At 38.7% G+C, this 23231-nt stretch carries 13 protein-coding genes; 1 reads left to right on the top strand and 12 read right to left on the bottom strand.

From position 1 onward, the window contains the following. Window positions 1-40: 40 nt before the first annotated feature. The 8 genes from sprA to ACK4HO_RS10060 all read right to left on the bottom strand — a co-directional run bounded on the left by sprA (window position 41) and on the right by ACK4HO_RS10060 (window position 17000). On the bottom strand, window positions 41-7339 hold the full coding sequence (gene sprA, locus ACK4HO_RS10025; RefSeq protein WP_409665457.1) for a cell surface protein SprA: 7299 nt from the start codon (window positions 7337-7339) through the stop codon (window positions 41-43). A gap of 39 nt (window positions 7340-7378) precedes the next feature. Further along, window positions 7379-7960, bottom strand: a complete 582-nt coding sequence (ruvA, locus tag ACK4HO_RS10030; protein WP_409665432.1) for a Holliday junction branch migration protein RuvA — start codon at window positions 7958-7960, stop codon at window positions 7379-7381. 82 nt (window positions 7961-8042) lie between these two features. Continuing rightward, window positions 8043-10334 carry an NADP-dependent malic enzyme gene (locus ACK4HO_RS10035; protein ID WP_409665434.1) on the bottom strand — a complete coding sequence of 764 codons (2292 nt, stop codon included), beginning with the start codon at window positions 10332-10334 and terminating at the stop codon, window positions 8043-8045. A 155-nt stretch (window positions 10335-10489) separates the two neighbouring features. Beyond that, window positions 10490-11419, bottom strand: a complete 930-nt coding sequence (locus ACK4HO_RS10040) for a carbohydrate kinase family protein (RefSeq protein ID WP_409665436.1) — start codon at window positions 11417-11419, stop codon at window positions 10490-10492. 1 nt (window position 11420) lies between these two features. Further along, entirely contained in the window at window positions 11421-12596 is a 1176-nt protein-coding gene (locus tag ACK4HO_RS10045) for a glycoside hydrolase 100 family protein (RefSeq protein WP_409665438.1), read from the bottom strand. Then, a complete protein-coding gene (locus ACK4HO_RS10050) occupies window positions 12589-13899 on the bottom strand; it encodes an MFS transporter (RefSeq protein WP_409665440.1) in 1311 nt (436 codons plus the stop codon). The genes ACK4HO_RS10045 and ACK4HO_RS10050 overlap by 8 nt, the downstream gene beginning before the upstream one ends. A gap of 4 nt (window positions 13900-13903) precedes the next feature. Beyond that, window positions 13904-14257 (bottom strand): glutaredoxin family protein, encoded by a 354-nt coding sequence (locus tag ACK4HO_RS10055; protein ID WP_409665442.1) that lies wholly within the window; start codon window positions 14255-14257, stop codon window positions 13904-13906. Between the two features lie 112 nt (window positions 14258-14369). After that, window positions 14370-17000 (bottom strand): TonB-dependent receptor domain-containing protein, encoded by a 2631-nt coding sequence (locus tag ACK4HO_RS10060; RefSeq protein WP_409665444.1) that lies wholly within the window; start codon window positions 16998-17000, stop codon window positions 14370-14372. A 154-nt stretch (window positions 17001-17154) separates the two neighbouring features. Between ACK4HO_RS10060 and ACK4HO_RS10065 the strand changes: the two genes are divergently transcribed. Next, window positions 17155-18180 (top strand): LacI family DNA-binding transcriptional regulator, encoded by a 1026-nt coding sequence (locus tag ACK4HO_RS10065; RefSeq protein ID WP_409665445.1) that lies wholly within the window; start codon window positions 17155-17157, stop codon window positions 18178-18180. On the opposite strand, the gene queG is transcribed toward ACK4HO_RS10065, so the two are convergent. From queG to ACK4HO_RS10085, 4 genes are all read right to left on the bottom strand, one after another. Then, a complete protein-coding gene (gene queG / locus ACK4HO_RS10070) occupies window positions 18164-19087 on the bottom strand; it encodes a tRNA epoxyqueuosine(34) reductase QueG (RefSeq protein ID WP_409665447.1) in 924 nt (307 codons plus the stop codon). The two genes, ACK4HO_RS10065 and queG, sit on opposite strands and share 17 nt — an antisense overlap. Window positions 19088-19176: 89 nt before the next feature. Further along, on the bottom strand, window positions 19177-20199 hold the full coding sequence (gene ruvB, locus ACK4HO_RS10075) for a Holliday junction branch migration DNA helicase RuvB (RefSeq protein ID WP_409665449.1): 1023 nt from the start codon (window positions 20197-20199) through the stop codon (window positions 19177-19179). A gap of 82 nt (window positions 20200-20281) precedes the next feature. Further along, a complete protein-coding gene (locus ACK4HO_RS10080) occupies window positions 20282-22081 on the bottom strand; it encodes a cbb3-type cytochrome c oxidase subunit I (protein WP_409665451.1) in 1800 nt (599 codons plus the stop codon). 22 nt (window positions 22082-22103) lie between these two features. Then, a partial coding sequence (locus tag ACK4HO_RS10085) for a cytochrome c oxidase subunit II (RefSeq protein WP_409665453.1) occupies window positions 22104-23231 on the bottom strand: 1128 nt, incomplete at its 5' end.

Raw genomic sequence — 23231 nt, forward strand, 5'->3', positions numbered from 1 at the left:
TTTCTGCAGAGATTAATAAAATCTTTAGCTCAAAACTTTATTAATTTCCGAAATTATAGCGCATGGTAAATCCGGTTCTGATGTTGGTTAGCGGGAACGAGGTTGAAATTACCGGTTTAGAGAACGAATGGTCATAAAAGAAAATGGCTGTTAGGTTTTTGCTAAATGAATAATCGGCGGTTAACTTGGCTGACCAAATGTTTTGACCACCGCCTAATTGGTTGTTGTCATAATCTAAGTAACGCACTATGGTTTTGTTATTTCTGTATGAGAAATCAACTTTTACATTGATATCACTTTTGATAATACCGGATGGATCATCGGCCAGTTGAGAGGAGAAAATCACATCTTTAAATCGGTAACCCAAACCAAGTATGTATTCATGACCTTGCACTTCGGTCAACAAATTATTATCAAAACTCATTGATAAACTTCTGTCTTTTTTCATTTCGGCTAGAATTTTAAAGGAATTTTTCATTTCAAAATCAAGTCGAACTAACGGGTTGAATTGTTCTACCAAGTTGATGTTGGCAATAATCGTTTTATTGTAGAAGTTACCAATACCGCCATTGTCTTGACCATTATTGGTAGCGCTGTAATCAAAATTAGAACGGAAAGAATTTATGGTATAAGAAGCTCTATAGGCGTGTTGAATGGAGAAACGTTTGAAAGTATCTTTGAAGAACTTATAGCGCATCAACCCACTGTATTTAACATTCCAGTTTGGAATTGGGATATTTCTAAAAGCACCTAAAGAAACTCCATCGGCCGAAGCGCCGGTATAAGCCGCTAAAAACGCTGGAACTAAAACCGCTTGGTTATTTTTCCCAAAACCTATCGGATATTCGGCATTTGCGACATAAAAATCATAATTTGGATCTGATGGTAACGGAATCGCATCGCCGTATCTTGGAATCGTGCCACCACCATAATATTGAGCCGCTAATCTGTCGGCAACAATTAAACGGTTATTTCTGAAATCATCAAAAGTGGCCGAACCATTTTCATCGCTTTTACTGAAAGAAGTGGCTATCATAACTGTTGAGATAGAGAAATTTCCAAAACTATAAGGAGAACGTGGCATATATTGCATCGTATTCTGATCAACATCGTATTGTTCAGAATAGTTTTCAGCATAAGTTCTATTGGCAGTCAAATCGATTTTGAAATCAGGGAACAAATCCACATTAGCGGTCATTTCCAATGTTTTGGTAATAACTTGAGTGTAGTTTTGGTTGAAAGCTTGATAGTCGGTTAACCAACCTCTTTTGGCGGCTTCATAACGAATGTCGTCTTGTGCTCCAAAAACGAAACCTAAACTCGGTTTGGCCGATCCAAAGAATCCTAAACTAGGCAAGAATCCGGGTAGCATCGTTCCTTCATTTCGAGTATAGTTAATCTGAACATTTTTGATACTGGTCAGAACTCCTTTCAATCCATCCAAAAACACATTAGTATTGCCTGCAGGTTGTGCTTTGGTATTGGTGATTTTCTCTCCCGGTTTTGGTAAGGCGGCCGGTCTTGATGGTGCCGATGCCGGTTTTTTACCCAATCCGATGTATTTGTAAAAAGTCTCCATATTGAAAGCCGTATTCAAACGGTGTGACCCTGAATTTTGAATAGTGTTTCCTAAATTATTGAAAACATTCGGGTCATCAACAGACGGCACACTTTGCATGGCTAAAGAAGCACGCTGCCAACTGTAATCACCGGTATAAGAATAACTCGATTTGACAAAAGCCAAGAAAGGCAATTTGTTGATTGGCAAATCGTAATTCACTACAATCTGTTGGTTGTGTTGATTAGGCGTTCCGATATTCCAAAAATCTGTCCAAATGGTATAACTGTTATCCGGTACGTTGTCTTCATTTAAGTAAGAGCGAACGATATTGTGTGACGCAGCTGTGAAATTTACTTTTAGGGCTTTTGTAATGTTATAGTTGAAACCATATTGGTAATTAAACATATAGTTTCTTCTGAATAATGGGTCTAATGGTATGCCGTCAACATCAACTTGTCTGAACTGTTGTCTGTTGTATTGTCTGATAATATTGGAACTGAATGAAATACTTGCCGGAAGATAGTTGAAGTTAAAATCACTCAACATTTTCCAATACTCACTTTTCTTGAAAAACTTGCTTTTCTTGAATGGTTCTATTGTTTTTGGTTTGAAGGCATAAGTATAATCAACAGAAGTGCTTACTTGTTGGTCGATATAGTTTTCGATTTCATAATTGTGTTTTTCCACTTCATTATAGGAATACGAAAGTGTCAAATTTTCCGGATCGTAAATGCGTGGTTTTTGCTCAGCGGCACGTTCTTTTTTAACCCCTATAAAATTAATACTGGTTCTTTTGGTATAATCAATCGCGCGGTTTCTGATATTGTCTCTTTCAGCTGCATCCGCAGTATTATTTATCAACTGCTCTAACCTGATATCTTGGTTAAAAGGATCATATTCCGGCGTAATTGTTTCCTCTCCAACGGCATAATTGAAAGGTAAATTGATACCCCATTTTTTTGGTAATAATTTGCCTAAACTAAAATTAGTTACAATATTATATTGTTGAACATCTTCTCTGCTTCTTTCGTTTGGCCCTTCTTCTAGAGCACCAAAACCAATGGTACTCATTCTTCCCGTAGCCGAAATTGTGGCAAAGTCAGCCATATTAGAATCCACATTTAAAACTGCGGCCATACCGCCTTTGTTGTTCATGTCTGCGATACGCAATTCGTTGAACCAAACTTCCCCTCTAACCCTATCGGTGTGGTTATTTTTGATTCCGACCATCAAGGTTCTTACCAGACCGAAGTTTGGATTTCCTTTGATTCCTAATCTTAATACATCATCTCCATCCCCATCGGTGGTATTATCATCCGGATAGTAAACTCCGTCAGCTGCAGGTGGCAAAGAAGTGAAATCAAAGCTTAGCGCCTGGACTTTCATTCTGGTCAATAAAGTCATAGCCAAATTGATTTCGTTTTCTTCCGGCCAAATTAATTCGGGATCTGCCGAACCGACACTAGGAACGGTTACTTTCAAAGGAATCTCAACTTGGTAATAGTTATTGGTGAAGTCATTTCCGAAACGGATAAAGGCCGACATTTGGTCATCTTGAAGCGGAGAAGCATCGGTTGGCAAGGCTTCTGCGTGTAAAAACATTCTCAGTTTGTTGAACTGACGCATATCGACTTGGACATTTTTAAATACGGCTCTTGAATCACCAACTTCCAAACCATCACCTGAAGCTCTTAAAGATAAAGATTGCTCATTTTGGCTAATGACTTGATTGTTATTGTTGGCTTCTTCACGAACAACTCCCGGAGGCAAAACATAAGGAATTGGCACTCTTTGAGCATTTTCCTGAATATTTACAGCCAATACGTCAAAGTTGGTGTCATCATCATCCGGATCATTATCAGTTGGTTGGAATGATTGGTCATATCTTCTCCATTCGCCACGAACCAAATCCAAAGCCCCAAAACGAAGGGTCACCGGCGCAGTAAATCCGGTCATGAACATTCTCATAAAACGGATAGAGCGAAAATCGGAAATACTTCCTACGGTAGTGGTAGGTTGCGATACGGGTATTTTAAATTGATACCAACGTGCACTAGTAGTGGTGCCGTTAGGCAAGTCGGGAATTTCGGTCTCTCTTATGTCAGTGATATAATTTTGACCTACAACCATATTAGGTTGGATATCGATTTTATACTCATAATAAGCATCCACCGTATTCATGGTATTGTCTCGGTTAATGTCTTCTACATCCGGAATAGTGGTTGAACCTCTATTGGCATCAGAAACACTTACCGGCGAATTACCTTCCAAACCATTGTAGTCTCTGTAGCGTTCCTGAACACTGGTTCCCGGAGCACTTAAAAAGTACTGATAATTATCCGCTGCCGGATCGGTTAAAGTGGCATAGCCACCAATATCCTCTAAGTTTCTTTCAGCATCATCATTGATACCGTCATAACCAACGTCTTGTGCTGCTCTATTGGCACCGTCCACATCAAAAGCATAAATCAAAGATTGAGAAGAAGGAACTCTACCCCAAACCGTTGGACTAGTCAGTGCGGTGGAAGTAGCATTGGAAGGCAAACCATTTTCATACTGTTTGCGCGCATCTTTCAATATATCTTCTGAGATTTCTCCTAAGTTGAAATACAGCTGGCCCACATTGGTATTACTCGGAACAGCCGAAGGGTTGGCCGGATCATAATAAGGATCCATCACCCAAAACTGAATGTATTCTACATTGCTTTGTTCAAAGTTGGTTGAATTAATCGCACGAGTAATCCCTCCAAAATTATTTTCAGGGTTTAAAAACCCTGACGGATTCAATGCTTCAGGATTATAATTATAAGGTCCTCTTTCTTGTGGATAATAGGTTAAATCTAGAGTGTTAATTACAGTTGTTTGCCCTACGCTAAGTTCCTCATTCGGAAATAATTCTCTGTTGAAAATTCTACGCGTGCTGTTTAAAGAGATCCCGTCTTGGCCAATATCTCCCGGCGTTTGTACATAAATAGTCGGGTCAATGGTGTACCAATTTAGTTTGGCTCTTTTGTGTCCATAATTTAAATCCGCTGATGTTGAACCAAAATCGGGATAACTTACACCGGATTGCCATTTCGGTACGCTGGACAATGTCCATGATAATGGAGAACGCATATCAATAGTAGTCTGAGAACCTTCAAAATCATCTACATAAACGGTAGCTTCTCCTTGAAATTGATCTGCTTTTGGCGTATCCGGTTGTAAAAAGGCAACTTCTCCTCTTACCGATAAGTTTGACGGCACATCTGTATCCACATTAGGCAACTTGTTGGCCAATCTGGTTAAAAAAGGAATCTCCGTAGAATAATTGGCATTGAATCCAAAAATTGTATTGTTAACAGATTCTTGTCCGTAATTGGATTTTTGAGTAAAAGGTCTTTCGGTCATTTTGATAAAAGTACCACCTACCAAGAACTTATCCGAAAACTTGTGTTCAACATTAATCCCCATAAACCTTCTGGTTTGTTGACCAAAAGTGGCGTTGTTTTCTACAGAAACCTGAATCGGTGTATTTGACGCTTGTAACGAAGGGTCTAGGATTTGAACTCTTCCTGCTTGGTAATTTACACTATAATCAATGCCTTCTTGTAAAACTCTTCCACCCGCAGTAACAACAACTGAACCTCTTGGAACATTATAAGCTCCAATTGGAATACCATCACCACCAGCCGATTTAAATCTTCCTTTTAATTGGAATTTATTTTTAGCAGCATCTTGTAAAGCCCCAGCCTGTGTACTCGAATACATGCTTCTGAAAACATATTTTTGTTGGTTGGCATTATAATCAATTGAACTATTTGGGTCACCATAATAATTTTCGGGAGAGCCGGGCGTTTTTAGTTTGTCAAAAATCAATTTCCCGAAAGGTTCTACTGTGGTAAAAATGATTCGCCCGTTTTGTTGGTCTACAGTTAAGCCAGGCATAAAATCGAAAAAACCATCACCTCCTGCTTGCGGGTCATTGTTATAATTCAGTCGGTCTACATTAAACACTTTTAGCAACGGGGTTTCCGCCACTAACATGTCCGGATCAGTAGTAGTTGGGAATGTTGTTCCCTGTACCGGAGTAATGTAATTTATTGGCGAAGGATCTGTATATAAAATATTAAACCTGAAATCTTCCTGCTCTAACTGAAAAGCACCCGGAATTTGGTAGATGTTTTTCATCATCAAGTTCCAAATTGGTTTTTGCACATTGGTCAAGTTACTTTTCAGCATTTTTAAAATCAAACTCTGTGAAGACACGGTTTGATTAGCAGGATCGGTTTCGTCTACAATCGTTGCATCTACACCGTCTGTACCAAATTCTCCCACTTGGTATACCTCATCTCCGATGGTGTATTGGTAAGCTACGGCTAAAACCTCATCGTTTGCCAATCGCTGTTGCAGGGAAATATAACCCAATTGCGGGTGGAAAGTAAATTCGTTGGGTGCTAATTTTCGGGCATTCTCCAACTTCGAATAATCTGTTCCTTCATCAGCAATAGATTCGGGCGTTGGCGGAATTACCGGTGCATAAGTAAACCCTTCGGAAGAAGTAACAATATCGCGGATATTTGAGTTAAGTATACCTCCTCCGGTTACAATCAATCCCGGATCGTACTTGTTATTTTTATTGTCTGAAGGCGCATCAAGCGGCGTGCTTAAAAAGAAGTTGTTGTTGTCAATTTCGTTTTGTTCTACAGCTACAATGATATCATCGTTAAAACCGTTCAATTTAGCTTCTCCTAAATCCTGAAGCGCAATAATATTTCTTAAGTTATTGTTGGTAGTGCTTACGCGATTTTGTCTATTGGTTACCCAAACTTCAATACGGGTTATTTGAACACGGCTGTTGATTAAAGGATAACTTTCAAGCGCTCTGTCATAATTATTTCTAAAATATTGGGACAAGAAAAAGTGCCTGTCTGAGTCATAATCTAATCCGAAGATTTCAAAATCCTGAATCGTTCCGCCGCCTTGCGCCAAAACCGATTTGGTTTGTGACTTCTGCTCAGAGAAAACTCCGGTTACGGTGGTTTTACCAAATTGCAATTGGGCTTTGACCCCAAATAAACTTTGGGCACCGCGTATCAACGAATTGGTCAACGGCATACTCACGTTTCCGACTTCAATTTTCTGAATGATATCGTCTTCGGTTGGGGTGTATTCTAATTTGATTAGGTTTTGAAAAGCAAAAGTCGATTCGGTATCGTAATTCGCATTTACATTCAAACGCGTACCCACTTTTCCCATCAAACTCATGCTGATTCTTTGGTCGAAATCAAAGGTAGTTTGTGCTCTGTTTCGCGGAGAAAATGCCGGATTGTCTTGTTTGGTATAACGCACGCCCAAGTCCATTTCGACGGAACCGGTTGGTTTTACATCTATGGTATTTCCACCGAAAATAGTTTCAAAGAACCCTGAATTCACATAATATCTTGGTAATAAATCTTTTTTATCGGCTTCACTACCCTCTTTTTTACCGTCAATAGCGTCTGATTTTTTCTTAAAATACTCGCGCATAGATTCGCGAAGTACTAATTCTTGGTATTCTTTTGGCGTTAAAATAAGTGGATAATTGATGTTAAATCCTTCAAAAGTACTGGTGTAAATATACCGATTGGTCACCGGATCATATTTATAAGCATTAACAATACTGTTGGGGTTTTTGATTTCCAGTCTTCCGGTAGAATATCCTGTACTGTCTTGAGGTGTTGGTGTTGGCGTTGGCGTAACTTGAGAAAAGGCATTTGCTCCCACAAGAAAAATCACTCCCAAAAGGAATTTCTTCAAGTTAAAAAATGATTTCGTAGCGTATATTGTTTCCAAGAATTATAAATTTTTTAATGCTTGTTTGATTATTGTTTCAACGGTGGCTTCAGCGTTTTCTTTGATGATTTTATCCACCACTTTTTCGGCATTTTTCCTAACATAACCCAAAACCTCCAAAGCAGATAACGACTCTTCTCTGCTAATATTGTGTTGAGAAGCTGAAATTTCTTCTAAATCATAGATTTTTAACACTTTTTCTTTCAAATCTAAGATTACCCTTTGGGCGGTTTTATTGCCAATTCCTTTAATGGATTGTATGGTTCCCACATCGCCGCCTCCAATGGCATGGATGATTTGTTTCGGGTCTAAAGAGGACAGCATGGTACGGGCAATACTTGCGCCTATTCCTGATACGGACAACAACAACTTAAATAATTCCCTTTCTGATTTTTCCACAAAACCAAATAGCGAATGAGCATCTTCTTTAATTTGAAGATACGTGTATAACTTAATAAAATCAGTGTTGGGAAGTAACGAAAAAGTGTGCAAGGAAATATTAATATGGTAGCCCACACCATTGCAGTCGATTACAACTTCCGTTGGTGTTTTTTCTACTAATTTCCCTTGAATATGTGCAATCATTTTAATTGAAATCTATTCCAAATATAGCAAAATTCTTCAACTGACATCAACACTTTGCAATATCTGAACAATATTACAAAAACTATTTAGTTGTCATCTTTTTTCTCTTCTCTTTTTCTTGGGCATCAACCACCGAAACGGCTACCATATTTACCATTTCTTCAACACTGGCACCTAGTTGGAAAATGTGAACTGCTTTCTCCATTCCCAACATAATTGGCCCAACAGAATCCACTTTGTATAACTCTTTCAGCAGTTTGTAATTGATATTGGCGGCTTCCAAATTCGGGAAAATAAGCGTGTTAACTTTTTTTCCGGCCAATTTAGAGAACGGAAATTTATTTTTGAGCATTTCAGCATTCAAGGCAAAGTCGGTTTGAATCTCGCCATCCACCACTAAATCAGGATAATATTTATGCAAATAAGCTACAGCTTCTCTAACTTTGGTAGCACTTTCATGCGCTGATGAACCAAAATTCGAAAACGAAACCATCGCAATCACGGGTTCCATTCCGAACATTCTAACGGTTTTTGCGGTCATCAATGCAATTTTTGCCAGTTCATCTGCCGTCGGATTCGGGTTAATCGCCGTATCGGATAAAAACATTGGTCCGCGATTGGTCATCATCATATTGGTGGTTGCAATCAAGGTAATTCCGGGTGCTTTTCCAATCAATTGCATCAAAGGTTTCACCGTTGAAGGATAACTTCTCGAATAACCCGAAACCATAGCGTCAGCATCGCCCTCGTTTACCATCATTGCGGCAAAATAATTCCGCTCGCGCATCCATTTCTGAGCATCGAATAACGAGATTCCTCTTCGTTGTCTTGACTGCCAATAAATTTCCGCGTATTTCATTCGGCGTTGGTCTTCTTCTTTTGTTTTTGGATCAAAAATAGGCACATCAGCATCAAAACCAAGTTCTTCTTTGAGTTCCAAAATCAATTCTTTATTTCCTAACAAAATAGGATGAGCAATGCCTTCTTCGTATGCAATTTGGGCTGCTTTTAATACATCTAAATGATCAGCTTCTGCAAAAACTACTCGTTTTGGATCGGTTTTGGCTCTATTGGTTAACAAACGAACCATTTTATTATCGGAACCTAATCGTTCTAGTAATTCTTCTTCATATTTGTCCCAATCGGCAATCGGATTTAAAGCCACGCCTGAATTCATCGCGGCTCTGGCTACAGCCGGCGCCACTTGCGTAATCAATCTTGGGTCGAATGGTTTTGGAATAATGTATTCTTTCCCAAAATTCAAACGGGTTTCGCCATAAGCAATATTCACTTGTTCAGGCACGGGTTCTTTAGCTAATTCAGCCAAAGCATGTACCGCTGCCATTTTCATTTCTTCGTTGATTTTTGTCGCTCTAACATCTAGAGCTCCACGGAAAATATAAGGAAAACCCAAAACGTTATTCACCTGATTAGGATGATCCGAACGTCCGGTAGCCATGATGATGTCTTTTCGGGTTTTTACTGCCAAATCATAATCGATTTCCGGAACAGGATTGGCCATCGCAAACACAATAGGGTTTTTGGCCATGCCTAAAAGCATTTCGGCCGACATGATATTACCGGCAGAAAGACCTAAAAAAACATCGGCACCAACTAAGGATTCCGCCAAAGTCGTTCCGGGTTTACCATGAGCATATCTTTTTTGCAAATCGGACAAATCAGTACGTTCAGAAGAAAGCACACCGTCTTTGTCGAACATGATAATATTTTCGGCTTTGACGCCCAATAAAATATACAAATTAGCACAAGCCAAAGCAGCAGAACCGGCACCGGAAACTACAATTTTGACATCGGTAGTTTTCTTTTTGGCGATTTCTAAAGCATTCAACAACGCGGCCGACGATATTATCGCCGTTCCGTGTTGGTCATCGTGCATTACGGGAATATTCAATTCTTCGACCAAACGTCTTTCGATTTCGAATGACTCCGGTGCTTTAATGTCTTCTAAGTTGATTCCTCCAAAAGTGGGTGCAATATTTTTTACGGTTTCGATAAACGCATCGATGTCTTTTGTTCCGACTTCGATATCGAAAACATCGATTCCGGCAAAGATTTTAAACAATAATGCTTTCCCTTCCATTACTGGTTTTGAAGCTTCGGGACCGATATCGCCTAACCCTAAAACGGCAGTTCCGTTAGTGATTACGGCTACCAGGTTTCCTTTGGCGGTATATTTATAAACGTTGTTGACGTCTTTGGCAATTTCTAAACAAGGTTCAGCAACTCCGGGAGAATAGGCGAGAGACAAATCTCTTTGGGTCGCATATTTTTTGGTAGGCACTACTTGAATTTTCCCGGGCGTAGGTTTGGCGTGGTACAAAAGTGCTTCTCTTCGCTTACTGTATTTATTCATTTTGGATTGTTTTATTCTGACTTACAAAGGTAGAAGTATCGGTGTAAAAAGGAAATTTTTGACGATTTCTTTTTACACAAACTCACAAACAAAAAAGCCGTAATTTATCATTACAGCTTTTTGGCATTCTAACTAACTTAATTTCTGGATGGCGGTTATTCTTGGATTAATGCTTTGATGTTGATGTTATCCGGCAATCTGCCTACGTTTTGCAATTTGATAGCCGCTAACTTCTGCGCCACGGTCATGGTTTCTTCTAAGCTTTTTTGATGCAATTGGGCGTATAAAAATCCGGTCCAAAAAGCATCACCGGCGCCGGTTGTGTCCTTTACTTCCTCTATTGGAATGGCTTTTTGAAAAAACAAACCTTGATGAATATCTGAAACCACTACCCCGTTTTTTCCTTTGGTCAAACAAATGGTCGAAGCGCCTAAACTATGGAAATAGTCGAAAATATATTCTTCTGATTTGACGGCGGCGAAAAGTCGGTAACAATCGTCTTCGCTTAATTTTACTAACGGATCATTGGCCAAATATTCTTTAAGCACTTTTTTAGCTTCTTCTCGGTCGGGCCAAATGCGTTCGGAAAAATTGATATCGATACTCAGTTGCAACCCTAATGCTTTGGCTTTTTGGGCTCGATTTAAAATCGTTTGTCTTGCGGGATTCTTGCTTAAAGCAAAACAAGTAGTGTGAAATATTTTGGCTTCCGCTATTACTGAATCAGGTAATTGACTTTCAAAAATTTCGCAATCGGCCTGGCGATACGGAATAAAATCGGGTGTTTCAGTTGATTTAGACACAAAAATCACCGACGTTGGTACGGTTTCCGATTTTCCGATACAGGAAATATTTACATGATTGGCTTTTAATTTTCGTATGACATAATCGCCTAAACCATCTTGTCCGCAAGAAGCTACCAGTACTGCATTCAACCCCAAACGCGAAGCATTTACGGCTACATTGGTTGGCGAACCGCCCAGAAATCGATGATAATCTTTAGTTCTATTGATAGAAGTATTGACTTCATGTCCAATAAAATCGATTAGCACTTCGCCTATGCATATGATGTCAATTGATTTCAAATTAAATTAATATTTTAAAATTATTATGTAATGATTGATTAACTAATACTGCAGCCGCAGCGCTCCAAGCACAAAGAGAAACCCCATTGGTTTCAGATGTTTGCGTATTGAAATTTTCATAAAATGAAAAGTCCTTTTTGGCATTAGCTTCATTTATTTTTTCTAAAATGGTTGTTGCCTTTTTCTTTTCTCCCTTAGAGACAAGCGCTAATCCAAAAAAACCGTTGACCATTGGCCAACTTCCAGCATTGTGAAATTCATAAGGATAATTCCTAAACTCATATTTGCAATTGTTTTTGAGTAAACTCCAATGTTCGTCATTTTCAAAAACAGGTGGCCAAAAAGCAGGCAATAATCCTAAATGCGTTTCTGAAGCCAATGTATCAGCATAATTTAAAAGCTTAGTTTGGAATTCGGCCGAACCAATATTCAACAATAAAACCAATGAATTGGCAAAAGCATCAAATTGGGTTTTGTAGCCCGACGGAGAGAACGAGCACGGCATGTAATCTTGAAAACTGACTTCATTATATGCTCGTTCATGGTATTTCTCTCCTTTGATATCGGGTATGAAATTGATTTCTATTTGGGTGGTTATTTTTTCGATTTTGTCTGTAAGCACCTCACTTTTTACAAAATGATTGTAACTTTTTAAAGCCCAAATGCGCAACAATTGGTCGTACAAAACATAACCATCAGTAATGTATTCATCGGCCCAATTTCCGGAAAGCGGCACGTATAAAAGGTGTTTGTTGTTGAATTCCCAAGCGTCCAACAACCCCAAAGCTTTTTCTATTTCGGAATTGTATTCGGATACGATAGCAGCATCAGATTTGTAATATGCATATTGGCAAACGCCTATGATAAACCAAGTAACGGCATCAACTCTTCCGGCCAAACCGCCATAGCTCACTTCGCTTTTTTCGTCAGATATTAAAACATTGGAAGGAATAGTGCCAATGGGATGTTGGTTTTTAGCCAAAGTATCTAAAGTATTTTTAAAAGTCGCAATCAATTTATCATCGCCTGAAGCTAGTGCAGCCAATCCGCAAATGACGCCGTCTCGAGCCCAAACCCTTTTGTAATTGGTCGTATTTTCGGCACTGGCCAAAAAACCATTGGGTGTGGCAACATCTCGCAATAAGTTAATGGCTTTATGGTAGGCGATATTATTCACTGAGAACTTGTTTTTTGGTTGAAATAAAAAGGGTTAAAACAGCACTGATTACCAGCAACACACCAGCGAAAGTGATGGCTAATCTGGCATCATTATTTAAAAAATGCTTCATTATAAATCCAAAAGTGATGGTTTGTATAAACATTGGAATGACAATCATCATATTGATAATTCCCATGTAAACACCGTAACGTTCCTTAGGAATATTGGCCACAATCATTAAATAAGGAATGCCCATCATGCTGGCCCAACCAATTCCAAAACCGGTGATGGCAGGGAACAATAGGTATTTATTATGAATGTGTGGAAATGCTAAAAATCCGATGGCGGCCAATAGCAAACAGCTGAAATGCACATATTTTGGCGAATATTTTTTGGCAAAATAAACTAAGGAAAAGGCACATAAAAAAGTTACTACATTATACCAACCATTGACCAAACCTGTCCAGCTGACTGCTTCTCCATATAATTTCATGTCTTTTTCGGGCGTTGTATTCCAAACCGAAAGCGCTATGCTTTTGGACGAATTTTGCCAATAACAAAAAAGGGCATACCATTGGAACAGATAGACTAAGGCCAGTTGCCACATTACTTTGGGCATTTCTTTTACGGCTTTTGCTATGTCTATAAAAGGCGTAAAAAGACTAATGCGTTCGGATTGTATTTTTTGCAGCTCTTCTGCTGTTGGTGGTATTTCTTTGGTAGTATGTGAACTCCACCAAACTGATGCAATAGAACAAATTGCACCCAGGAAAAACGAAGCAAAAACCCAAGTGGGCAATTTACCGGTTGTTCCAATAAAAATTAACGGGAAAATAAAAAGAGAAATATTGGCTAGGGTTTGTCCGAATCCCGTAAAAAAACTTTGCGCTTGAAAACCCATAGGCTGTTGCGATTCGTCTAATTTATCGGCGATAAAAGCGCGATACGGTTCCATGGCGGTGTTGTTTCCTGCATCTAAAATCCAAAGTAATCCGGCAGCCATCCATAAAGAACTGCTAAACGGGAAAGCAAAAAGTGCCAAACTGCAAATCAAAGCTCCGATTAGGAAAAATGGTTTTCTTCTACCGCCTAATCTTGGCGACCACGTTTTATCACTCAAAGCGCCAATAATAGGCTGGACTAGCAAACCTGTTAAAGGTCCGGCTAAATTTAGCAGCGGTATTTCATCGGGATGAGCCCCTAAAAAATCGTAAATAGGATTAACAGCACTTTGTTGCAACCCAAAGCTGTATTGAATACCAAAAAAACCAACATTCATATTGATAATTTGCCAAAAGCTTAGGTGTATTTTTTTAGTCATGATGTTAATTTAATTTCTTGAGAAATTCTTCAAACGGAATGTTATTGGTAAAAATCACGCCTTGTTTATCGATTACCGGAATGGACAAATTATTGGTGCTGATATTGGCTTGCTTTAACTTAAACAGCATTTCTTTCAACGCATCCTGATTTTTATCGATGTCGTAAAATACGAATTCGATGTTGTTTTCTTTGAGGTATTTTTTGGTATCTGTACAATGATGGCACTCGTCGCTGCCGTAAACAATCATTACTGTTTTTTCAGATTTTGTTGTGGTTTGGGCCTGATTTTCTTGTGCCGACAAATTATTGCTGGCAAAAAACATAAAGAAAAAAAATAATGCGACTGATTTTTTCATTGGAATAACTTTTAAGAAGTATTTAAAGATAAAAAATCTTTGGTTAAAAATAATTCCCATACCATAAAACTATGGTATAGGAATTACTCAAATTAAACATGAAAAGGTTGTTTTAGAACTTGTAAGACAATGCCATAGAAAGTGATCTTCCCGGTAATGGTCTTGCTCTAACGATATTAGTGGTATTGGCTGTGATGCTTCCTTCTTCTGACTCCGTAATAGCCAAAGTGTTGAATAAGTTATTACCGGCTAAGTTTAAAGATAAGCCTTTGGTAATTCCGAATTCTACAAATCCGTTTACGATTACAAATCCGTTCATCACCAATTCGTTGCTGTCTTGTGCATAAGCTTTGGTTTGACCAATAAAGCTCAATCCGAATGTATTATTAGCTTTTCCGAATTTGTATGTTGGGATAAAGTTGTACATCATTTTAGGTTGTCTTCTTGGTTCGTTACCATTATTGGCTCCTGAAGTAACTTCGGCTTTAGTGTAAGTAAATCCACCGCGTAAGTTCAAATCGTTGTTAACGTTATAAGAGGTTTCTAACTCAAGACCCATTGAACGGTAATCATTCTCGATGATGCTGTTTGATGTGGCTTCAAATCCGCCTTCTTCCGTAGTGGTTGAGCTGAATAAAGTAGCATAAACATAACCTTTAGAGAATTTTCTTTTGTATCCTAATTCCGCTTGCGCTAAATAATCTAAAGAGTTGATTTTATCTCCGTCAAGGTAATCTAAACCTGAAAATAAAATTCTATCAGCTTTAGCAGAAGCACCTTTACTATAACGAGCAAAAACAGATTGTCCGGCATCGATTAAATAATTAGCTCCTAAAGTGTAAGATACATAATCGTAGTCGTAATCAACAGCTGTTGTATTGGCTGTATTGATAGCAGAAACACTAGTTTCAGGTGCAGAAATTACGTTGTCATTATTGATGTCATAAACTGTTTGAGACGAACCTGCGAAAGAACCGTTTACTTGTCCCATATCAAAACGAATTCCTCCCTCTAGAGACAATTTATCGGTGGCTTCGAAAGACACGTTAGCATATGGCGCAGACACGTTGTATTGGGTATCATAGTTTCTGGTACAACAATTACCCCAAGCCGGAACTCCGTAGGCGTACAATCCATTAGTAGAAAGCATATTTCCACCTGCATCAGTTACATTGATTAATCTTGGATTGTTGTCTGATACTTCTTGTAAGTATGAATTCCACAACCATGACATAGAGATATTTTGAATCGATTTGAAATAACCGGCAGTTACTCCAACTTTATCAAATTTCTTAGTGATTCTTAAATCGTTCATGAAATTGTTGAAATTGTTCAATTCAACATCAAACATGTGAATTCTTGATACTAAACCGTTAGGCGTGTTAAAAGCAGTTCCGTCGTTAGCATAAGTCAATGTTGAACCAGCTCCGAAAGAGTTAGCAATAGTGGCTGCAGAAGCTACTTCCGCCGGGAATGGAGTAATAAACTGTCCGCTGTTAGAAGAGAAACGACCGTTGTTGGTCACTTTCCAACCTTCGGCTAATTCGAAGTTAACAGAAGCTCCGATGGTTTTAGAAACCGGGTGCATTCCATCGGCTACATTGCCTCTTCTTACGTTTCCGTTTCCGTCTAAACCTACATTGTGTAGTAAGTAAGGCGATTGTTGCGTTCCAGATGTTGCATCGTATCCGCTGATACTGCTCCAATTCGGACTAGAATTACTTCCTGTAACTTTTATAGGCATTGGCATATAAGCCGCCGCTCTGTCGTTTAAGAATTTAGCGTAAACCGTTACCGAACCGTTTTCGAATTCTTTGGTAAGGTTCATTTTGAATTGACCACCATTATTGGCAGTAAAACCCGGACTTCTTACACCTTCTCCGGTTCTGTAGAAACCACCTGCATGGAAATACAATCCGTCTCCGATACGAGCACCATATTCTAAATCTGTTCTGAAGTCATTATAGTCTAAACCAAAGCTGGTCACCATGCTTCCGCCTTCTGTTTTACCGGTTTTGCTGATAAAGTTGATAATACCTCCAGGAGAATTAGAAGAAAGTGTAGAAGCAGAACCTCCACGAATAGCTTCAATTTTGGCAACATTTCTATCGAATCTGGTAAAAATATCTGACGTTGCAAAAGCGATATCACCGTATAACAATACCGGTAATCCATCTTCTTGAATTTGTAAATATTTTGAACCTCCTGAAGAAATTGGCACCCCACGAACTGAGATATTGGCATTTCCTTCACCACCTGAAGATTCTGAGCGAATCCCCGGAATAGTTCTGAAGATTTCGGCAGTTGATCTTGGCGCTGATTGTTCTACTTGTTTCACATCTAAAGTTGTGATGGAAACACTCGATTTAATTTTGGCTCTCGGATTAACAACACCGGTTACCACAACTTCTTCTAATGCTTTAGAATCATCTTGTAGTTGAAAATCCAAAGTGGTGTTTCCGCTTAAGTTAGCCGTTTTCTTTTCGGTAGCCATACCGATGTAAGAAACTGTTACTGTAACCGAACCGTCTGTCAAGCCCGAAAAGGTATATACTCCTTCGGCATTGGTTGAAGTAGATTTAGAACCGCTACTCAACACCACATTGGCGCCGACAACGGCTTCACCTTTGGCATCGGTAACTTTTCCTGATAAGCTACTGCTTTGTGAAAAAGAGAGATTGCATAGCATTATGGCTATAAAAAACAATATCCTTTTCAAAAATAAGGTACTTTTTTTCATCATTTGTAATTTGTTTGATTAGTAATTTTTGTTGGTTTATTTTTCGAAATTATATTTTTAGTTAACAAAATTTTAGGAAATCATCACCGAAAACGTTTTCGAAAAGACCGAAAACGTTTTCGATACAAGATTGGGATTTTTTTATGATATTTGTTAAATGAGAGACATTACTTTGAAACAAATTGCTGAAACCTTAGGAATATCTATTACTACGGTGTCCAAAGCGTTGAAAAACTACCCTGATGTTAGTCCGAAAACGAGAAAAGCCGTTTTGGATTTGGCACAGTCTCTCAGTTATACGCCCAATAGTTTTGCCGTAAACCTCAGGACTAAAGAATCACGCACCATCGGATTGATTATTCCGGAAGTGGTGCATCATTTTTTCTCCAATGTAATTAACGGTATTATTGATGAAGCCGAGAAGAATGGTTACTTGGTGATTATCCTCCAATCGAATGAATCTTTGGAATTGGAGAAAAAGCAAGTCGAACTTTTGATGAATAAAAGAGTCGATGGCATTATCATGTCGCTTTCCAATGAATCTAACGACGATGAACATATCAAAGAAATACTTCGCAAAGAAGTTCCTTTTGTGATGTTTGACAAAATCTCTAAATTAATTCCGTGTTCCAAAGTGATTATCAACGACCAAAAAGCGGCTTTTAATGCGGTAGAACATCTGATTCAAAAAGGTTGTAAAAAAATTGCTCATATTCGCGGACCGGTGAATCCACAAAATGCTATTGACCGATTCTTGGGTTACAAAAAAGCTTTAGAGAAAAATGACATCCCTTTTGACTCAAAACTGGTTTATACTTGTAAAAATGTGACTTTTGAAGAAGGATTGGCTTTTGCCAAACAAATAGCAACAGAACATCCTGATGTGGATGGTATTTTTGTAATTACTGATTTGGTAGCCGTTGGGGTTTTGGCCTATTTTAATGAAGTAGGAATCAAAGTTCCGGAACAAGTAAAAGTCATCGGATTCAGCAACTGGTTTATGTCGCAAGTGATTACACCGAAATTGAGCACTGTTGACCAGCCTAGTTTTGAAATGGGCGTACAGTCGTTTAAATTATTATTGGAAGAAATTAATACTAAAAAAGAATTACTCGCTTTTCAGCCTAAAACTATAGAGCTGGACACCAATATTATTGAAAGACAATCTACTTCAGAAAATTAACGTTTCGTTTTACGCCTTCCCATTGTGCTCTTTTGAGTGGTGAATTGGTAAAAACTTTGGCAAAAGTATCTTCGGTGATTTCTTCCCAATCTTTTTTGGTGTAAGACAGCAATTCGGGATAAGGTGAAAAAGCTGGTTCGTTATGTGGTTTAGAGAATTTATTCCACGGGCAAACATCTTGGCAGACATCGCAACCAAACATCCAATCGTCGAACTTAACTTTCATTTCTTGGGGCATATTTTCTTTGAGTTCTATGGTGAAATAGGAAATGCATTTGCTACCGTCAACGACATAAGGTTGGACTATGGCTTGCGTCGGACAAGCGTCAATACAAGCGGTACAAGAACCACAATGATCGGTTGTAGCGTGGTCGTATTCTAAATCTAAATCGATGACCAATTGCGCGATAAAATAAAAAGAGCCCACTTTTTGAGTCAATAAATTGCTGTTTTTGCCAATCCATCCCAAACCGCTTTTGGCGGCCCACGCTTTGTCCATAATGGGTGCCATATCTACAAAAGCTCTTCCCGGAACGTCGCCTATTTCTCTTTTGATAGATTTTAAAAGTTTGACTACTTTCTTTTTGATGACATTGTGATAGTCTTTACCATAAGCATATTTAGAAATCTTATAGCTTTCGGGGTTTTGGAATTCTGAAGGATAATAATTGACAAGAAGTGAAATAACACTTTTAGAATCGGGAACCAATAATGTTGGATTTAAGCGTTTGTCGAAATACTCTTCCATGTAACTCATTTGCCCATGATGGTTTTGGTTTAACCAATGTTCCAATCTTGGTGCTTCTTCCTCCAGAAAACCCGCCTTGGAAATTCCACAAGACATAAAACCGAGGCGTTTGGCTTCGGTCTTGATGAATTGGGTATGTTTTTCTTTGTTGGAGTTCATGTTGCATTAGGGGTTGGAGCGATTGTTTGAGCTTTTTTTTGTGCAGCAAAAAAAGCGAGTGCGGAAAACCCGACCCGCAGGGTAATGCCCTAAAATAGTCCGCCCTGAATATTGGTATTAATTTTTCCCAAGTGTTTATAAGCTTTCTCAGTCACTTCTCTTCCGCGTGGTGTTCTGATGATGAATCCTTCTTGAATTAAAAATGGTTCGTATACTTCTTCGATGGTTTCACCGCTTTCGGAAACGGCTGTGGCCAAAGTGGATAAACCGACCGGTCCGCCTTTGAATTTTTCGATGATGGTTGTAAGGATTTTGTTGTCCATTTCGTCTAAACCGTGGGCGTCAACATGCAATGCTTTTAGGGAAAAACGAGCGATTTCGATATCGATTTTTCCGTTGCCTTTGATTTGGGCGAAATCTCGAACACGACGCAATAAAGCATTAGCGATACGAGGCGTTCCTCTACTTCTTCCGGCAATTTCTATCGCAGCTTCCATCGTAATTGGCATTTTTAAAATAGCAGAACTGCGTTGGACAATCGTAGTTAACAACTCGGTGTTGTAATATTGTAAACGGCTTTGGATTCCGAAACGCGCGCGCATTGGAGCGGTAAGTAATCCTGAACGTGTTGTTGCACCAACTAAAGTAAAAGGATTCAAATTGATTTGTACGGTTCTGGCATTTGGACCGGATTCAATCATGATATCGATTTTGAAATCTTCCATGGCGGAATAGAGATATTCCTCTACAACAGGACTCAACCGATGGATTTCATCAATGAAAAGCACATCTCTTTCTTCGAGATTGGTCAGCAATCCGGCTAAATCTCCGGGCTTGTCTAAAACAGGTCCGGAGGTGATTTTTATTCCAACGCCTAATTCATTGGCTAAGATATTGGCCAAAGTAGTTTTCCCTAATCCCGGTGGTCCGTGAAAGAGCGTATGGTCGAGGGCTTCGTCTCTTTGATTGGCAGCTTCAACGAAGACTTTCAAGTTGTCTAGTACTTGTTCCTGACCGGTAAAATCGTCAAAACTTAAAGGTCTTAACTTTTTTTCGAGGTCGAGTTCTTCGGGATTAAAATTATGGTTTGTTGGATCTAAATTTTCATTCATCTCACAAATATATAACAAAGTTGGTTGCAAATAAAAATGCCTTTCGGTTAGGAAAGGCATTTGTTATATTTTATAGAAAGAATTAGTGGTGTAATACTTCTTCTCCCGGTTTCATAGGTACATTTTGAGGCACAAAATCATCATCATGACCCGGTTTGCTGTAATCATATGGCCATCTGTGTACTTCAGGAATAGCACCTGGCCAGTTACCGTGAATGTGTTCGATAGGTGCAGTCCACTCCAAAGTGTTTGATTTCCATGGATTTTGAACCGTTCTTTTTCCGTAGAAAATACTACTGAAGAAGTTGTATAAGAATACCAATTGGAAAGCACCTCCAATTAAAGCAAACGTTGTAATGATTACGTTTACATCTTGTAAATCGTCGAATAACGGGAAGTTAGTATTGGTATAATATCTTCTTGGTAAACCGGCCATTCCGATAAAGTGCATTGGGAAGAAAACTCCGTAAGCACACACAGCTGTTACCCAGAAATGAACGTATCCTAAGTTTTTGTTCAACATTCTTCCGAACATTTTAGGGAACCAGTGGTAAACACCCGCGAATAATCCATATAGTGCAGAAATACCCATAACCAAGTGGAAGTGGGCCACTACGAAATATGTATCGTGAACGTTAATATCCAAAGTACTGTCTCCCAAAATAATTCCGGTTAGACCTCCTGTGATGAAAGTCGAAACCAAACCTATAGAGAACAACATGGCAGGATTTAACTGTAAGTTTCCTTTCCACAATGTAGTGATATAGTTGAATGCTTTTACCGCAGACGGAATTGCAATCAATAAAGTTGTAAAGGTAAATACCGAACCTAAGAACGGATTCATTCCTGAAATAAACATGTGGTGACCCCAAACGATGGTTGACAAGAATGCAATGGCAATAATTGACATGATCATCGCTCTGTAACCAAAGATAGGTTTACGTGAGTTGGTAGCAATAATTTCTGAAGTAATTCCTAATGCAGGTAACAATACGATGTATACTTCCGGGTGACCTAAGAACCAGAATAAGTGCTCGAACAGTACCGGTGAACCACCTTGGTAATGTAAAACCTCTCCGGCTATATAGATATCAGACAAGAAGAATGAAGTTCCGAAACTTCTGTCCATGATTAACATCAATGCGGCAGACAATAAAACCGGGAATGAAATAACCCCGATAATGGCTGTGATAAAGAAAGCCCAAATAGTAAGTGGTAATCTTGTCATTGACATACCTTTAGTTCTTAAGTTAATTACCGTAACGATATAATTCAATGAACCTAATAATGATGAGGCGATGAAGATGGCCATAGAAACCAACCATAAAGTCATCCCAGCTCCTGAACCTGACATGGCTTGTGGCAATGCACTTAATGGCGGATAAATCGTCCATCCTGCTGAAGCCGGACCTGATTCAACGAATAACGATATAACCATTACCACACTTGAAAGGAAGAACATCCAATAGGAAACCATGTTTAGGAATCCTGAAGCCATATCTCGTGCACCAATTTGCAACGGAATTAATAAGTTACTAAACGTACCACTTAAACCCGCTGTTAATACGAAGAATACCATGATGGTACCGTGTATGGTTACTAAAGCCAAATAGGTTTCGTTATTCATAACACCACCCGGAGCCATTCTTTCGCCAAGGAAAAAACTAAAGATTTTAAAAGATTCTTCAGGCCAAGCCAATTGCATTCTGAAAAGCATTGACATCCCAACACCAATTACTCCCATAATGATACCGGTAATCAAATACTGTTTGGATATCATTTTGTGATCAATACTAAAAATATATTTAGTAATGAACGTGTCTTTATGGTGGTGTTCGTGTTCGTCGTGACCGTGATCGTGATTGTGAGCTTCTGCTGACATATTGGTAAACTTTTAAATTTTATTAATGTTTAGTTTCTGCTTGAGCAACTACAGTTGTGTCTTTGCTTTTAGAAGAAGTAGTATCTTTAGTTGTTACTGCCGGAACTTCAGCAGCTTTTGCTTCTGCGGTTGCTGTTTTTACCGCTTGTACTATAGTTTTTGGAGCATTCTCACTTAACCATTTTTTATATTCTTCCGGTGTATCTACTACTATTTTCATTTGCATGTTATAGTGAGAAGAACCACAAATTTTGTTACACAACAAAATATAATCGAAAGTATACGGATCAAGACCTGTTTGTCCTTCTGCTACTAATTTTTCACTTTTTTTAGCTCTTATCGCATTGATAGTAGCTACTTTTTCAATCATTGCCGGTTTATCTCGCATTTCGGCAGTAGTCAATGTAGGGATAAAAGAAAAGTTGGTTACCATTCCCGGGACACAGTTCATTTGTGCTCTGAAGTGTGGCATATAGGCTGAGTGTAATACATCTTGAGAACGCATTTTAAAAATTACTCTTTTCCCTTTTGGGATATGCAATTCAGTTGAAGTAAAATCATCTTGTGCATTCGGGTCAGACAAATCAACTCCTAAAGTGTTTACACCTTCAATGTATCTAACATTAGCTTTACCTAAAACATTATCTGTTCCGGCATATCTGGCTTCCCATTTAAATTGCTGTGCATAAAGTTCGATAACAATAGCGTCTTGCTCGTCTTTTTCATCCACAAACATGATATTTGTCCAAGCATATAAACCGTATAGAATTAATCCGGCTAGAACAATCGCAGGAATAACACTCCAAATAAATTCTAATTTGTTATTATCTGCAAAATAAAGTGCTTTTTGTCCTTGCCTTCCTCTGTATTTAAAAGCGAAGTAGTGTAATAATGCTTGTGTAACGGTTTGCACAAAAAAGATTAAAACCATCGAAATCATCATCAGTCTGTCAACTTCAGGTCCGTGTTCAGACGCGGAGTCGCTCATCAAAGGAAAGTGTCCATAATTAAGAAGACAGTAGATTGTAATTAGGTAAATAAATCCTAAGAAACCAAACATCAAGTAACCGTTAACTTTGTTATCGTTATCGTTTGCCACTTGTGTGTCATTCACATTTCCACCAACTTGAGTTAAGTCGAATATTTTAGT

The organism is Flavobacterium sp. (assembly GCF_046296355.1).
In the GTDB taxonomy this organism is placed as follows: Bacteria; Bacteroidota; Bacteroidia; order Flavobacteriales; family Flavobacteriaceae; genus Flavobacterium.